This window comes from Nocardiopsis sp. NPDC055879 (assembly GCF_053615935.1).
On record NZ_JBSHCT010000001.1, the window covers coordinates 152639 to 168107 of the forward strand.

At 64.6% G+C, this 15469-nt stretch carries 11 protein-coding genes and 1 pseudogene; 11 read left to right on the forward strand and 1 reads right to left on the reverse strand.

Annotation, left to right across the window (positions count from 1 at the left end):
* The first annotated feature begins 390 nt into the window (after positions 1-390).
* The 7 genes from ACWGKS_RS00650 to ACWGKS_RS00680 all read left to right on the forward strand — a co-directional run bounded on the left by ACWGKS_RS00650 (position 391) and on the right by ACWGKS_RS00680 (position 9877).
* Complete coding sequence (locus ACWGKS_RS00650; RefSeq protein ID WP_358507446.1) at positions 391-1008, forward strand: hypothetical protein; 618 nt, start codon at positions 391-393, stop codon at positions 1006-1008.
* Positions 1009-1026: 18 nt separating this feature from the next.
* Positions 1027-1920 (forward strand): TrmH family RNA methyltransferase, encoded by an 894-nt coding sequence (locus ACWGKS_RS00655; RefSeq protein WP_358507448.1) that lies wholly within the window; start codon positions 1027-1029, stop codon positions 1918-1920.
* Positions 1921-2014: 94 nt separating this feature from the next.
* Positions 2015-3586 carry a type I restriction-modification system subunit M gene (locus ACWGKS_RS00660; RefSeq protein WP_452521369.1) on the forward strand — a complete coding sequence of 524 codons (1572 nt, stop codon included), beginning with the start codon at positions 2015-2017 and terminating at the stop codon, positions 3584-3586.
* On the forward strand, positions 3583-4509 hold the full coding sequence (locus tag ACWGKS_RS00665) for a restriction endonuclease (RefSeq protein ID WP_258299705.1): 927 nt from the start codon (positions 3583-3585) through the stop codon (positions 4507-4509). Before ACWGKS_RS00660 ends, ACWGKS_RS00665 begins: the two co-directional genes overlap by 4 nt.
* Positions 4506-5678: a restriction endonuclease subunit S gene (locus ACWGKS_RS00670; protein ID WP_452521372.1), complete on the forward strand. Its 1173-nt coding sequence runs from the start codon at positions 4506-4508 to the stop codon at positions 5676-5678. The genes ACWGKS_RS00665 and ACWGKS_RS00670 overlap by 4 nt, the downstream gene beginning before the upstream one ends.
* On the forward strand, positions 5679-6746 hold the full coding sequence (locus tag ACWGKS_RS00675; protein ID WP_452521374.1) for a hypothetical protein: 1068 nt from the start codon (positions 5679-5681) through the stop codon (positions 6744-6746).
* The gene (locus tag ACWGKS_RS00680) at positions 6743-9877 is read left to right on the forward strand and encodes a type I restriction endonuclease subunit R (RefSeq protein ID WP_452521375.1); all 3135 of its coding nucleotides are present in this window, start codon (positions 6743-6745) and stop codon (positions 9875-9877) included. The genes ACWGKS_RS00675 and ACWGKS_RS00680 overlap by 4 nt, the downstream gene beginning before the upstream one ends.
* A gap of 106 nt (positions 9878-9983) precedes the next feature.
* On the opposite strand, the gene ACWGKS_RS00685 is transcribed toward ACWGKS_RS00680, so the two are convergent.
* On the reverse strand, positions 9984-10292 hold the full coding sequence (locus tag ACWGKS_RS00685) for a hypothetical protein (RefSeq protein ID WP_452521377.1): 309 nt from the start codon (positions 10290-10292) through the stop codon (positions 9984-9986).
* A 313-nt stretch (positions 10293-10605) separates the two neighbouring features.
* Between ACWGKS_RS00685 and ACWGKS_RS00690 the strand changes: the two are divergent.
* From ACWGKS_RS00690 to ACWGKS_RS00705, 4 genes and pseudogenes are all read left to right on the forward strand, one after another.
* A pseudogene (locus ACWGKS_RS00690) lies at positions 10606-11037 on the forward strand (TrmH family RNA methyltransferase); the annotation flags it as partial.
* Between the two features lie 66 nt (positions 11038-11103).
* Complete coding sequence (locus ACWGKS_RS00695; RefSeq protein WP_358508891.1) at positions 11104-12021, forward strand: 2-hydroxyacid dehydrogenase; 918 nt, start codon at positions 11104-11106, stop codon at positions 12019-12021.
* A 97-nt stretch (positions 12022-12118) separates the two neighbouring features.
* On the forward strand, positions 12119-13810 hold the full coding sequence (locus ACWGKS_RS00700; RefSeq protein ID WP_358508893.1) for a bifunctional 3'-5' exonuclease/DNA polymerase: 1692 nt from the start codon (positions 12119-12121) through the stop codon (positions 13808-13810).
* 193 nt (positions 13811-14003) lie between these two features.
* Positions 14004-15227: a C40 family peptidase gene (locus ACWGKS_RS00705; RefSeq protein ID WP_358508894.1), complete on the forward strand. Its 1224-nt coding sequence runs from the start codon at positions 14004-14006 to the stop codon at positions 15225-15227.
* Positions 15228-15469: the final 242 nt, after the last annotated feature.

Here is a 15469-nt window from a genome sequence, read left to right on the forward strand (position 1 = left end):
CCGGGGCCGGCTCGTGTGGCGGTCGCCGGGTGCGGTTCCCGGCACCCGCGGAAGGCTCGTGGGGTGAACCGTTCTCGCGCGGGCTGCGTCCTAATATGTGCGAGGACGACCGTAGGCCGCGAAACGAACGATTCCTCCCCCGGACCTTACTGGCAGGTAATGCGAGAGTGGAAGGGTGGGGGTGGTGCCGCTCACATCGGTACCGGGTCAAGGTGCTCCTTGACCGCTTCGTTACGGCGCTCCTCAAGATGTACTTCCGACTCCCCGCTACCATTGGCCCCCGGTATTCGCTTGACCGATACTTGACGTCCGATCGGCGCAAGCCCCACCAAGACGGGGCCCGGCCCGCGTGGACGCCCCCGCGACCATTCGACCCCCGAGGGTTTTGGCATGTCCCATTCGCACAGTGACCGACGGAACCGAGGCAACCTCGGCTCCATGATCCTCGCCGGTGCCTGCTGCACCGGTGCGGTGACCTACGCCGTGTTCGTGGGCCCATCGATGCTGCCGCCCCAGGACGTGGAGGCCACCAACGCGACCAGCCCCGAGGTGCTGAGCAGCGTCATCGAGCCGGACCCCGAGGAGCCCGTGCTCTCCGGCCCGATCGGAACGTTGCGGGTGCAGGTCACCGACCGACACCACGCCTGGGTACAGACGCTGGAGTGCACCGGGGACCTGGACAAGGACCCGGCGGCCTGCACCGCGATGGCCGAGGTCGCCGCCGGAATGGCCGAGGACCCCACCATCACCGAGCCCCCCGCCGAGGAGGCCGAGGAAGAGGACTCCGGGTCCGAGGGCTCCGAGAAGCCCGTGGGCCACCCGCTGTTCGCCGAGATCAGCGACGGCACCGTGTGCACCGACAAGGTCTACGGCCCCCAGCAGGCCGGTATCGAGGGCGTTTGGGAGGGGCGCGAGATCGACACCTCCCTGACCCGCCGCGGCTCCTGCGAGGAGGCCCGCTGGCAGCGCCTGATTCCCCTCACCGAACGGTTCGAGACCGAGCAGTAGGCGCGATAATCGGTGACCATGGATGTCATCAGGGTCAGTGACCCCACCGACCCGCGCCTGGCCGACTACACCCGTCTGCGCGACGTCAACCTGCGCCGTCACCTGGAGGCCGAGCACGGCCTGTTCATGGCCGAGGGCGACAAGGTGATCCGCCGCGCCGCCACCGCCGGGTACACGCCGCGCAGCTTCCTGCTGACCGAACGGCGGGCCCGGGCCCTCGACGACGTCGTGGCCACCACCGAGGCGCCGCTGTACGTCGTCAGCGAGGAGACCGCTGAACGCCTCGTCGGATTCGACCTGCACCGCGGCGCCCTGGCCGCCTACCACCGCAAGCCCCTGCCGGAGCTGGGCGAGGTGCTCGCCCAGGCGCGCGCCATCGTGGTGTTGGAGGACCTGGTCGACCACACCAACGTGTGTGGTCCCAAACTAGCCCATCCGGAACCCGCCGCCGAGCCTCGCAGACGCAGTCGGATCGCGGTGCTGGAGGGGCTCGTTGACCATACCAACGTCGGCAGCGCCTTCCGTAATGCAGCCGCCTTGGGCCTCGATGCGGTGCTGGTGTCTCCGACCTGCGCTGACCCGCTGTACCGGCGCTCGGTACGGGTCTCGATGGGCACGGTCTTCCAAGTGCCGTGGACACGGATCCCCGATTGGACAAAGGGCATTGCGGAGCTCAAGGCGGCTGGCTATATCCTGGCCGGCATGACGTTGGGGGAAGGCGCGATCACCCTCGACGAGCTGGTGGCCGAAGATCACGAGAAGCTCGCTCTCGTGTTCGGCACCGAAGGCCACGGCATCACCGCGGAGACGGATGCACTGCTCGACCGCCGGGTCACGATCCCGATGATGGGCGGAGTCGACTCGTTGAACGTGACGGCAGCCGCCGCCGTGGCGTTCTACGCGACGCGGTGATGATGCGGGAAGCCCGAGTGTCAGTGGCACCCGATATCGTAAGAGCAAACAACCCAACACCGTGATTGCGCAGTGGCGCGGAGGAGCACGACCCATGGCACCGACGACCAAAGAGGCGCAGCGAGCAGAGTTGCACAAGACGATCTGGCGCATCGCCAATGACCTGCGCGGCAGCGTCGATGGGTGGGACTTCAAGTCCTACGTGCTGGGAATGCTCTTCTACCGGTTCATTTCTGAGAACCTCACGGCGTACCTCAACAAGAACGAGCACGATGCGGGCGAGGTGTCGTTTGACTACCGGCTGGCGGCGGATTCTGACGCGGAGTTCGCTCGCGACGAGGTTGTCGCGGAGAAGGGGTTCTATATCCTGCCGTCCGACTTGTTCGCCAATGTGCGCGATCGTGCCGCGGGCGACGAGAATCTCAACGAGACGCTCGAGCGGGTCTTCAAGAACATCGAGGCGTCGGCGCTGGGTACGGACAGTGAGGACGACATCAAGGGTCTGTTCGATGATCTGGATGTCAACAGCAACAAGTTGGGCTCGACGGTCGCCAAGCGCAATCAGAAGCTGGTGAAGCTGCTCGACGCGATCGGCGACCTGCCGCTGGGGCGGTGGGAGGACAACTCGATCGACCTGTTCGGTGACGCCTACGAGTACCTGATGCAGATGTACGCCGCCAACGCCGGCAAGTCTGGTGGGGAGTACTACACGCCGCAGGAGGTCTCCGAGCTGCTGGCGCGCATCACGGTGGTCGGCAAGAAGCAGGTCAACAAGGTCTATGACCCGGCGGTGGGCTCCGGGTCGCTGCTGCTGAAGTTCGACAAGGTGCTCGGCAAGAACAACGTCCGACAGGGGTTCTACGGTCAGGAGATCAACCTGACCACGTACAACCTCGCGCGGATCAACATGTTCCTGCACGACGTTAACTACGCCGATTTCAACCTCGCCCACGGCGATACCCTGATCGATCCACAGCACTGGGATGACGAGCCGTTCGAGGCGATCGTCTCCAACCCGCCCTACTCGATCAAGTGGGAGGGCGACGCCAACCCACTGCTCATCAACGATGAACGGTTCGCACCGGCAGGAGTCCTCGCGCCGAAGTCGAAGGCCGACCTCGCGTTCACGATGCACATGCTCAGCTGGCTGGCCGTCGACGGCACCGCGGCGATCGTCGAGTTTCCTGGCGTGCTGTACCGCAGCGGGGCGGAGAAGAAGATCCGCCAATACCTCATCGACAACAACTACGTGGACGCGGTCATCCAGCTTCCGCCGGACCTGTTCTTCGGCACGACGATCGCGACCTGCATCCTCGTGCTGAAGAAGTCGAAGAAGACCAGCGACGTGCTGTTCATTGACGCGTCAGCCGAGTTCAAGCGCGTCGGCAACAAGAACAAGCTGCTCGAGGAGCATCAGGCGAGGATCCTCGGAGCGTTCACGGCGCGCGAGCCTGAAGACTACTTCACCACCGTCGTCAGCAACGAGGACATCGCCGCTAACGACTACAACATTGCGGTGTCGTCGTATGTCGAGGCCGAGGACACTCGCGAGGAAGTCGACATCACGGAGCTTAACGCCGAGATCGCGCGCATCGTGGCGCGCCAGGCTGAGCTCCGCACGGCGATCGACGAGATCGTGGCGGATCTGGAGGGCGCGCGGTCATGACGGACATGCCCAACTGGGAAGGCTTCATGATCCCGACGCTCAAGGTGATGAGCGATGGCATCATCCGCCACTGGCGCGAGTTTCAGCCTCTCGTAGCTGATCAGGCGCAGCTCACCGATGAGCAGAGGAAGGAGATGCTTCCGTCCGGGAGCGCGCTCAAGTATGAGAACCGCATCGGCTGGGGTGTCTCGTTCTTGACGAACGTCGGCGCGCTCAGGCGTCCGAAGCGTGGTCACTACCAGATCACTGATGCCGGCAAGCAGCTCATCGAGCTGTTTCCGAATGGTGCCAAGGAACGTGACATCAAGGCGCTCGGTGCAGATCCCAGCTCGCCGATCCGCGAGTACGTGGCGACCACGACCCGCAAGACGAGCGAGTCTGCAACGACCGCTCCGACCGAAGAGTCGTCGATGACTCCTACCGAGCAGGTGCAGAGCGGCGTCGAGCGAATCCACGACGAGATCGCGGTCGAGCTGCTCACTCGGCTGCAGGACAAAGAACCAGGCTTCTTCGAGCAGGCGGTTGTCGATCTCCTGCTGTCAATGGGCTACGGCGGCACCACCGGGGCCGGCAGCGTCACCCAGCTCACCAACGACGGAGGCATAGACGGTGTCATCGACCAGGACATCCTCGGCCTCAACCGCGTCTACATCCAGGCCAAGCGTTACCAAGACGGCAACACTGTCGGACGCCCCGACCTCCAGGCGTTCGTTGGAGCACTCAGCGGCAAAGCCGACAGCGGCGTCTTCATCACGACCAGCCGCTTCTCGGACGGCGCACGTACCTACGCCGAGAATGTGCCGACCCGCATCATCCTGATCGACGGCAAGCGCCTCACCAGCCTCATGATCCGGTACGGCGTCGGCGTGCAAGTGAAAGAGACCTACAAGGTCGTCGAGATCGACGAGGACTTCTTCGCATGAGCCGCATCGATGACCTAATTCAGGAGTTGTGCCCGGACGGGGTGGAGCACAAGACTCTCGGTGGGGCCGGGAAGTTTATTCGTGGGAGTGGCCTTCAGAAGGCCGACCTTCGTGAAGAAGGTGTCCCCGCTGTTCACTATGGGCAGATCCACACCTTCTACGGTGTCTACGCGACTGAGACGAAGTCTTTCACCGATCCAGTGATCGCAGCGAAGCTTCGTCATGCGCAGCCTGGCGACCTGCTGATCGCTACAACGAGCGAGGATGACGATGCGGTCGCGAAGGCGACGGCATGGCTCGGGGACTCTGATGCCGTCCTCAGTGGCGACGCCTACATCTATCGCCACGAGCTTGATCCGAAGTACATGGCGTATTTCTTCCAGTCATCGTCATTTCAAGATCAGAAACGGCGCTTCATCTCTGGGACGAAGGTGCGCCGCGTGTCTGGTGCTTCGTTGGAGAAGATCCGGATCCCCGTGCCGCCTCTCGAGGTGCAGCGCGAGATCGTGCGAGTACTGGATAAGTTCTCTCAGCTGGAAGCGGAGCTGGAAGCGGAGCTGGAAGCGGAGCTGGAAGCCCGACGCGCCCAGTACGACCACTATCGTCATGTACTTCTCAAATCTTCGGATCATGAAGGTGCACGCGAGGTCGCACTGGGTGACATTATTCGACTCAACTTCGGGACGCGGATCACGAAGAAGAACGACGCAGGATCTCTGTACCCGGTGTATGGCGGCGGAGGAGAGAGTTTTCGAACCGATGCATTCAACCGTGAGAATGAATGGGTAATCTCACGCTTCGCTATGTCGGCCAACTGTGTCCGGCGGGTCAGAGGCCAGTTTTGGATGCTTGACTCAGGATTCACATTCGACGTAGCCGACACGTCTGTGGACAAGAATTTTGTAGGTCAGCTTCTTTTGAGTATGCAGCCGATCATCTTTGCGACCTCCACGCAGTCCGCCCAGAAGAACATCGATGTCGACGGCTTCAAACGTCTGCGGGTTCAGCTTCCGTCGCTTGAAACTCAGCGTCGTGTTGCGACGGGACTCGCAAGTTTCGATGGAATCGTTCACGATTTGACTAGTGGGCTCCCCGCCGAGCTCACCGCCCGTCGCAAGCAGTACGAGTATTACCGCGACCGCCTGCTGACGTTCAAGGAGACTGTCTAGATGACGAACGTTCATGAAACGGTCGCGAGCTTGGCCGACGAGATACTAAACGACCTTGCCGGGTCGCGTACCGCCCTGATATACGCCCCGAACACGATCGGTAAGACTCGGCTGGCACAGTACTTAAAGGAGCGCGATCCAGATGGCGTGGTTCTCTACAACTCTTTTGTAGAAGACGTGTTCACCTGGGACAACGAGCGAGTTGTGCTCAAGGTAAACCCCGCGTCAGAGCTATTAGGAACGATCGTTACCCAAGGCCTTGACAGTACGATCATCGACAACTTCCAAGCTTTCACGAGCGGCAGAATTGAACCAAGGCTCGACTTCGAAAGCGGCGAGGTTGGCTTTGGCATACACAAGGGCGACGACAGTTCGACAGACGGCATCAAGATATCTAGAGCCGAAGAGAGCATATTTGTTTGGAGTGTCTATTACTCTGTATTGAGCGAGGCGGTTGAGACGCTTCGTGATAACCCCGAGCTGCGTTCTACGCCCAACTACGACCAGCTGACGCTTGCTGTCATTGATGACCCGGTGTCATCCATGGATGATGTGCGAATCGTATCAGTGGCTCTTGCGTTGGCGGAGCTTGTTAAGCGAGCATCAGAGTTGGACTTGAAGTTTGTTATCGCCACTCACCACGCTCTCTTCTTTAATGTCCTGTTCAACTCGCTCCGTCGGAGGAGTGACCGAGCGTACGTCCTTGCACAAAGCACAGCAGAGGGATGGACGCTTGCTAAGCAGTCGAAGGACGCACCTTTCAGTTACCATCTTGGGATCGTCAAGGATATACAAAAGGCGATCTCTGAGAATGCGATCGAGCGAGTTCACTTCAATCAGTTCCGAGCGCTGCTCGAGAAGACGGCGAACTTCCTCGGCCATACAGGAGGCTGGGGCGAACTGCTGGTCGGGCCAGATGCCTCCCTGATGACCAAGGTCCTCAACCTATACAGTCATGACCGATTCGCTGATATCGACACGTCCGCGGTAGCCGAAGAGTACAAGGACGCCTTTAAGAGCGAGTTCCAGGAGTTTCTGAAGACGTTCAGATGGGCGGATGCGGCATGAGCGATTCACCGGCACGCACCTTCGATCCGATTGCGATCTCGTCGGAGAGCACGGTCGTCGCTGAATACGTTCACGATCCGTCGCAGGCTGATGCGTATCAGTCGGAGTCTGCGCTCGAGAAAGAGATGATCCGACTCCTACAGGGGCAGGCATACGACTACCTGCCGATCACATCGGAGGCAGATCTGGTCGCGAACCTGCGCATGCAGGTCGAGAAGGTCAACAATATCTCCTTCTCAGATGCTGAGTGGGAGCAGTTCTTCACGACGAAGATCGCGGGTGCCAACGACGGCATCGCCGAAAAGACGGTGCGTGTCCAGGAAGACCACGTCCAGATCCTCAGGCGCGACGACGGTACGACGAAGAACATCACGCTGATTGACAAGACGAACATCCACAAAAATCAGCTGCAGGTCATCAACCAGTACGAGATCGCGCGCGGCACAGGTGACGCCGGCGATGGTGGTGCGAAGTACGCCAACCGTTACGACGTGACCGTGCTCGTCAACGGTCTGCCGATGGTGCACATCGAACTGAAGCGTCGCGGTGTGGACATCCGGGAGGCCTTCAACCAGATCAACCGCTACCAGCGAGACAGCTTCTGGGTGGGCTCGGGCTTGTTCGAGTACGTACAATTGTTCGTGATCAGCAACGGCACGCTCACGAAGTACTACTCCAACAGCACTCGCAACAAGCACCTGGCCGAGCAGAAGAAGTCTGGTGGAGCTGGCAAGGGCAGGAAGACGAGCAACTCGTTCGAGTTCACCAGCTGGTGGGCCGACGCGAACAACAAGCCGATCACCGAGCTGACGGCGTTTGTGAAAACGTTCTTCGCGAAGCACGCGCTGTTGAACATCTTGACGAAGTACTGCGTGCTCACCGCCGATCGCGACCTGCTCGTGATGCGGCCGTACCAGATCGTCGCGACCGAGCGGATCCGGCAGAAAATCCAGATCTCGACGAACTACAAGACGCTCGGCACACTCGACGCCGGAGGGTACGTCTGGCACACGACCGGATCCGGCAAGACGCTCACCTCGTTCAAGGCGGCGCAGCTCGCATCCAAGATGCCGAGTGTGGACAAGGTGCTGTTCGTCGTGGACCGCAAGGACCTCGACTACCAGACGATGCGCGAGTACGACCGGTTCGAGAAGGGCGCGGCGAACTCGAACACGTCCACGGCAGTATTGAAGAAGCAGCTCGAAGACCCCGGTGCGCGGATCATCATCACGACGATCCAGAAGCTGTCCACGTTCATCAAGGCGAACAAGGGCCACGAAGTCTTCTCGGGCCACGCGGTGATCATCTTCGATGAGTGCCACCGGTCGCAGTTCGGCGACATGCACACAGACATCACGCGTGCGTTCAAACGATACAACCTGTTCGGGTTCACCGGTACGCCGATCTTCGCCGCGAATGCTGGCAGTGGCGGGAACCCTCAGCTGCGTACGACCGAGCAGGCGTTCGGCGACAAGCTGCACACGTACACGATCGTCGACGCCATCACCGACAAGAACGTGCTGCCGTTCCGGATCGACTACATCAACACCATCAAGGTCGGAAACCCCGACGACTCACAGGTGTCCGCGATCGACCGTGAGCGGGCTCTCCTGGACGTGCGTCGGATCCGGGACGTCGTGACGTACACCCTGGAGCACTTCGACCAGAAGACGAAGCGCTCATCGAGTTACGAACACGGCGTCGTGACGAACGTCGCCGACTCGGTTCGAGGCCGCCGGCAGGCGGAGGCACTAAAGGAGCGGAAGCGAGTTCGCGGGTTCAACGCGCTATTCGCGACTGCGTCGATCGATGCCGCACGCCGCTACTATAAGCAGTTTCAGCTGCAGATGGAGCAACTGCCACCGGACAAGCGGTTGAAGATCGGCCTGATCTTCAGCTACGGCGCGAACGAGGCCGAAGCCGACGGCATCCTCGATGATGAAGCGTTCGACACCGATGCGCTCGACGTTGACACGCGCTCGTTCCTGGAAGACGCGATCCAGGACTACAACGACATGTTCGGGACCAGCTACGACACGAGCGCCGACCGGTTCCAGAACTACTACAAGGACCTCTCTCAGCGGATGAAGAACCGCGAGATCGACCTGGTCATCGTGGTGAACATGTTCCTCACCGGCTTCGACGCGACGACACTGAACACGCTGTTCGTCGACAAGAACCTGCGTGCTCACGGCCTGCTCCAGGCGTACTCGCGCACGAACCGCATCCTCAACTCGGTGAAGACCTACGGCAACATCGTCGCCTTCCGCGACCTCGAGGAAGAGACGAACGCTGCGCTGGAGCTGTTCGGCAACAAGGATGCCCGCGGCGTCGTGCTGCTGAAACCGTACAGCGACTACTACGGCGAGTACGTCGACAAGGTCACCGAACTGCTCGCGCGATTCCCCATCGGGCAGCAGATCGTGGGGGAGCAGGCTGAGAAGGACTTCATCCAACTCTTCGGCGCGATCCTGCGGCTGCGGAACATCCTCACGTCGTTCGATGACTTCGACGGCAACGATCCGCTCACCGAGCGGCAGCGGCAGGACTACACCAGCATCTACCTGCGGCTCCGCGACGAGTACACGCGCGATCGAGACGGCGACAAGGAGGTCATCAACGACGACGTCGTGTTCGAGATCGAACTCGTCAAGCAGGTTGAGATCAACGTCGACTACATCCTCATGCTCGTTGAGAAGCTCCGCGCCGAGAAGGGCGACGGTGAAGACAAGGAGATCCGCGCCGAGATCACCCGCGCCGTCGACGCGAGTCCGAGCCTGCGCAGCAAGCGGGACCTCGTCGAGGACTTCGTCGAGTCGGTGTCGCAGCTGGGCGGGGTCGATGAGCAGTGGCAGGCGTACATCGCCGCGAAGCGAGAGGCCGAGCTTCAAGAGCTCATCGAAATGCACAAGCTCAAGCTGGAGCAGACGCGGTCGTTCGTGGATGAGGCGTTCCGGGACGGCCAGCTGCGCACAGCGGGCACCGAGATCACCCGCATCCTGCCGCCCGTGTCGCGGTTCAACCGCGATTTTAACCATGGCGACAAGAAGAAGCGGGTCATCGAAGCGCTCTCCAGGTTCTTCGAGCGGTTCCGGGGACTTGCCACTGGGGGTGGGGAGCCTGGGGACTGAGGTCAGCACGAAGGGTGCTGGCGGCACAGCCGCTCACGCGCCACAATCTGCGCATTCAGCCAGGCACGCAAGGGTGCGGCATGTTCGAGCATCTCGGCCGGGCCGTTCAACCGTGCACTGCTTCCTTCACAGCTGTCCTGATCCGCGCGGCCAGGTCGTCGACGAGCTGCTGGCACAGCGTGATCCCGTCCGGGCCGTCCTGCTCTTGCCGGCACTCGGACAAGCGTGCCTCGTCGATCGGGATCCGCTTGGCGAATCCACGAGTGGTGCTGACCTCGATGTACGCGCCGGTCTCGCCCGGCCCGTCGGCTCCCAGCCGCATCTCCACGGGAGTGGCCGACGGGACGCCGGCCGCCTGCCTCGCCGCATTGCCGAAGTTGGACGCGCTCGTGTTGAACGGGCTGCTAATCATCAATGCCCCTCGTCCTCAGATGCTCGTGATCGTACCGTGTGGCACAGGTCGGCGGAACCAGTACCTCCCGCGGCTTGTCCGCCGTCCCAAAGTACATCCCGGGGTCGTCGGTATGCCGCGCCAGCACGCAGCCTGGACAGTCGCCGGAACTGCCATTGTCGCGTAACGACTCGGCGCTGTGATGGCCTTACGCGCCACGACCCAAAGCCGAAGCCACCCCTATCAACATGATCTATCCATCTGCTCATTCGATAAGTACTTATGCCGTTGTGCCTGGTCAGAGGTGGTTTCCCTGCCGTCGATCGTAGCCAGACACCACTTCAACGTCGGCGCGATCTTCCGCAGCGCCGCCGGGCTGGGGGTGGACGCGGTCGTCCTCGCGCCCCGCTGCGCGGACCCGCTGTACCGACGTTCGGTGAAGGTCTCCATGGGCGCGGTCTTCACCCTGCCCCACACCCGCATGGACGACTGGTACGGCGGGTTGGACACCCTGCGCGAGTCAGGGTTCGACCTCATGGCGCTCACCCCGGGGGAGGGGTCCGTGCCGATGGGGGAGGCGATGGACCGCCTCGCGCCCGACGCCAAGGTGGGGTTGTTGTTGGGGACCGAGGGCGACGGGTTGTCCTCGCGCTGGTTGGAGCGGGCCACCTCACGCGTGCACATCCCGATGACCGACCGCGACGTCGACTCCCTCAACGTCACCGCGGCCGCCGCCATCGCCTGTTACGAGCTCGGACGTCCCCGGTGAGCCTCGGCCGACGCGGCGCTAGGGTGGCGCCTGACACGGACGGCCACGGCAGGGAGGACGCACGACATGGGCGGCCGAGCACTGGTGCAGTGGGAGCAGAACCGGGACAACGCGCCCGACGGGCTCCACGTCGATCTCTACGCGGGAGGACCGGCACCGGCGGAAACGAAGGAGGTCACCTTCTACCAGGTGCCCTACGCCCCCTCCACCCAGGGAGTGGACGAACGGCTGGAGATCATCGATCGGATGCCGCGGCTGCGCGTCCTGCAACTGGTCTCCGCCGGCTACGACCAGGTACTGGGACTGATTCCCGACCACGTCACCCTGTGCAACGGGCGGGGGCTGCACGACGCCGCCACCGCCGAACACGCGCTCGCGCTCATCCTCGCCGCCCAACGCGAACTACCTCGTTGGGCCATCGACCAGCGCGAACACCGGTGGGCTCCCGCGCCCCAGCGGTCACTGGCGGACTCCCGGGTGATGATCGTCGGCTACGGCAGCATCGGTAAGGCCATCGAACGGCGGCTGCTGCCGTTCGAGACCGAGGTGGTGCGGGTGGCGAGCCGCCCTCGCCCGGAGGAGGACGTCCACTGCGTCGAGGAACTGCCCGCGCTCCTGCCGGGAGTCGACATCGTCGTGCTGGTCACCCCGCTCAGCGAGGCCACCCGGGGCCTGTTCGGCACCCGTGAGTTCGCCCTGCTGCGTGACGACGCGCTCGTGGTCAACGTGGGCCGCGGCGCGGTACTCGACACCGACGCCCTGCTCGCCCAGAACGGCCGGGTGCGCGCCGCCCTGGACGTGACCGACCCCGAACCGCTGCCCGTCGACCACCCGCTCTGGGAGGCGCCCGGCGTGTACTTCACCCCGCACGTGGCCGGTGGCTCGACCGCGTTCTATCCGCGGGCACGCGCGTTCATGGACTCCCAACTGGCCCGATGGGCCGCGGGGGAGCCCCTGGCCAACGTCGTCCGCCCCGGCCGTTAGCGCAAAACCGCACCGGGCCCCGCCCTCTCCGGAAACGGCCACGAACGAACACGCGTGGATTCGTCCGATTGTCATACCTGCGGGGAAGGATGTGGGTATGCGGATCGCGGTGGTCGCAGACGGGGAGGGCGGCGGCCGGTTGAGGGAGCTCGACGGCTCCTCACCGGTCGGGCCCGCCCGACGCGTGGCCGACCTCGTCGCCGAGATCCGGGAGATCGAGACGGGTTCCACCGAACCCCCGCGCTGGGTCTGGGCCCGCACCGAGGACGTCTACCCCGAACTGGTCCGGGCCGGGGTGCGGGTGCGCCGCTGCCACGACGTCGAACACACCGAGGCGCTGCTGCTGGGCCACGCCGCCCGCCACTACGAACCCCACTCGCTCGGGGCCGCCTGGGCGCGACTGCGCGACCTTCCGGTGCCCGACGACCCCGTCCGGCCACTGGGGGAGGGCGCCGCCGCCCAACCCGCCCTGTTCGAGGCGGACCGGTCCACCCTGCCACCGGGCACCGACCGGCTCGACGCCCTCGTGGAGGTCCACCGTGACCAGGGCGAACGCATCGGTGAGCTGCTCGCCCCCGATCGCTTCTCCCTGCTGGTGGCGGTGGAGTCGGCCGGGGCCCTGGCCGCGGTGGAGATGAGCCACGACGGACTGCCCTGGCGCCCCGACGAACACGACCGAATCCTCACCGAGCTCCTCGGCCCCCGGCCGACCGGCGGAGGGCGCCCGCGCGTCCTGGCCGACCTGGCCGAACGGATCGGCGAGGTGGTCGGACACGACGTCAACCCCGATTCCCCGGCCCAGGTCATGCGGGCCATGGCGTGGATCGGACATCCGGTCGAGTCCACCCGTTCCTGGGTGCTGGAACGCGTCGACCACCCCGTGGTCCCCCTGCTGCTGCGGTACAAGGAACTCGCCCGGCTGTATTCGGCCAACGGGTGGACCTGGCTGGAGACCTGGGTCAGGGAACTCAAGACGGGGGGAGAGGGCCCGCGGCTGGGTCGTTTCCAACCCGACTACGTGATCGGCGGGGTCGTCTCCGGTCGGTGGGCCACCAGGGGCGGCGGCGCACTGCAGATCCCCAAGGCGGTCCGTGGCGCGGTGCGTTCCGATCCCGGCTGGGTGCTGGTGCGCGCCGACGCGGGCCAACTCGAACCACGTGTCCTGGCCGCGCTCTCCCACGACGACGCCCTCGCGGCGGCCGCGGCCGAGGAGGACCTGTACGCGAGCCTGGCCGACCAGGTGGGCGGGGACCGAGAACGCGCCAAGATCGGCCTGCTCGCCGCCATGTACGGGCAGACGTCCGGAGACGCCGCGCCCCTGCTCGCCACGATGCGCCGCCTCTATCCCCGGGCCCTGGACCACGTCGACGCCGCGGCGCGCACCGGGGAGGGCGGAGGCATCGTCCGTTCCTGGCTGGGGCGCACCTCCCCGCCACCGCGCGGCTGGGCGGCCACGGTCGCCGCGCCGGACGGCGATGGTCGAAGACGCGCCCACGGCCGCTTCACCCGCAACTTCGTCGTGCAGGCCACCGCCGCCGAATGGGCGTTGGTCCTGTTGGCGGCCCTGCGCCAGGAACTACGAGACCATCTTCCGAACATGCCGGAGGGCGGCGGGATCGTCTTCTTCGTGCACGACGAAGTGGTCTTGCACGTGCCCGATGACCTGGCCGAAGAGACCGTCCGAGCCGTCCGCAGAGCCGAGACCCGCACCCGGGAAATCCTCTTCGGTGATTCCCCGGTCCGTTTCCCGTTCGACCTGTCCGTGACGGATCGGTACGACCATCCCTGACCAGGAGCGAAGGCGGCACTCGTTCAGGAAACGGTCATTCGGCGGAAAGGTAGCCGTCCGATATCGGACGGCGTGGACTTCTTGCAAACAAACCCCTGGGCGCCCATTCTTGGATCGGTACACGCAACCAAAGGCCGTGCGCCGCAGCGGTCACCCCCGCCCGCCGCGGTCACAGAAAGGGTGATGACCCCCCGTGCGGAAACGGCTCAGAACATGTGCGGGAACAACGGCCGCTTTCGCGGTCGCCTTCACCGCCTTCGGGGCGACCCCCGCGATGGCCGAACCCGTGGTCGAGGAACGCCCCTCCCTCGCCGACCAGTCGGCCCACGACGTGGCACCCCCCACCGACGCGGAACCCAGCGGGGCCCGACCCCGGTCCCAGGCCCAACAGGACGGTTCGCGCGGCGATGACACCACGGCGGCGGCCTCCCCCGACATCGCGGACGTCGACGAACTCCGCCGCGACACCTACGTCGCGCCCTTCCGTGAAGCGCGCTCGGTCGAGTACATCGCCGTCGCCCCCCGGACGCTGCCCTCCGAGGTCGTCGACGAGATCCGCGGCATCGACGGCGTCGACCACGTCCTGACCGTCGACGCCGCGCGCGTGGAGGTCGACGGCGAGGCCACGTCGGTGATGGGCGTGCAGCCCTCCACCTTCCGCAACCACGCCCCCGAACCCTCCGCCGAGTCCGACGAGATCTGGCAGGGCGTCGCGGAGGGCCACATCGCCCTGTCCAACGACGTGGGCAAGGAACGCGAACTAGAGGTCGGTGGCGAGGTCACCGTCGCCGGCGGCAACGGCGAGGTCCCCATGGAGGTGTGGACGCACGCCACCTCCGGCATCGCCGGGATCGACGCCCTCGTCTCCCGCGACCAGGCCCGAGAACTCGGCATGCCCGAGGGCAACGCCCTGGTGATCTCGGCGGCCGACGCCGACCTGTGGGAGTTGCACGAGGCCCTGGAGGAGGCCCTCGGCGAGGACGCCCAGCTCCAGCTGATCGCCGACGTCCCCGAACCCCTCGACGATGGCGAGGCCGTGCCGACCACGGTCGTCGAACAGGTCATCGCCAACGCCGAGACGCAGTTGGGTGTTCCCTACGTCTGGGGCGGCACCACCCCCGACGTCGGCTTCGACTGCTCCGGTCTGCTCCAGTGGGCCTTCCAGGAGGCGGGGGTGTCGATCCCCCGGGTCACCCACGACCAGTGGAACGCCGGCAGCAAGGTGGAGTGGGACGACCTCGAACGCGGAGACCTGCTGTTCTGGCGTTCGGACCCGACCGCTCCCGACTACATCTCGCACGTGGCCATCTACCTGGGCGACGGACAGATGTTGGAGGCTCCGCGCACCGGCCTGAACGTGCACGTCACGCCGGTCCGGACCAACAACTACGCGGGCGCGGTGCGAGTCCACGCCTGAGCCCTCACCCTTGGGTGACGGGAAGAGCGAACGCCGACCCGGTCGGGCCCCGAGCCCGGCCGGGTCTTCGCTGTCCGAAACCGATCCGACCGCACCGATCGCCGCACCGACCGCGAGAATGACGATGGGCCGTGGGGGGGCCCCCACCGGGGCACCACCCCCCCACCCGCGACCCCGCCGACGAAACACCCGGCGGGGGCGGCCCGTCTGGGGGGGGGGGGGGGACACGGCCCGCGCGGCGG

Coding starts and splice junctions, on each gene's coding strand:
- ACWGKS_RS00655 (WP_358507448.1), top strand. CDS start 1,027: ATGGATGTCATCAGGGTCAGTGACCCCACCGACCCGCGCCTGGCCGAC.
- ACWGKS_RS00660 (WP_452521369.1), top strand. CDS start 2,015: ATGGCACCGACGACCAAAGAGGCGCAGCGAGCAGAGTTGCACAAGACG.
- ACWGKS_RS00650 (WP_358507446.1), top strand. CDS start 391: ATGTCCCATTCGCACAGTGACCGACGGAACCGAGGCAACCTCGGCTCC.
- ACWGKS_RS00680 (WP_452521375.1), top strand. CDS start 6,743: ATGAGCGATTCACCGGCACGCACCTTCGATCCGATTGCGATCTCGTCG.
- ACWGKS_RS00670 (WP_452521372.1), top strand. CDS start 4,506: ATGAGCCGCATCGATGACCTAATTCAGGAGTTGTGCCCGGACGGGGTG.
- ACWGKS_RS00665 (WP_258299705.1), top strand. CDS start 3,583: ATGACGGACATGCCCAACTGGGAAGGCTTCATGATCCCGACGCTCAAG.
- ACWGKS_RS00700 (WP_358508893.1), top strand. CDS start 12,119: ATGCGGATCGCGGTGGTCGCAGACGGGGAGGGCGGCGGCCGGTTGAGG.
- ACWGKS_RS00675 (WP_452521374.1), top strand. CDS start 5,679: ATGACGAACGTTCATGAAACGGTCGCGAGCTTGGCCGACGAGATACTA.
- ACWGKS_RS00695 (WP_358508891.1), top strand. CDS start 11,104: ATGGGCGGCCGAGCACTGGTGCAGTGGGAGCAGAACCGGGACAACGCG.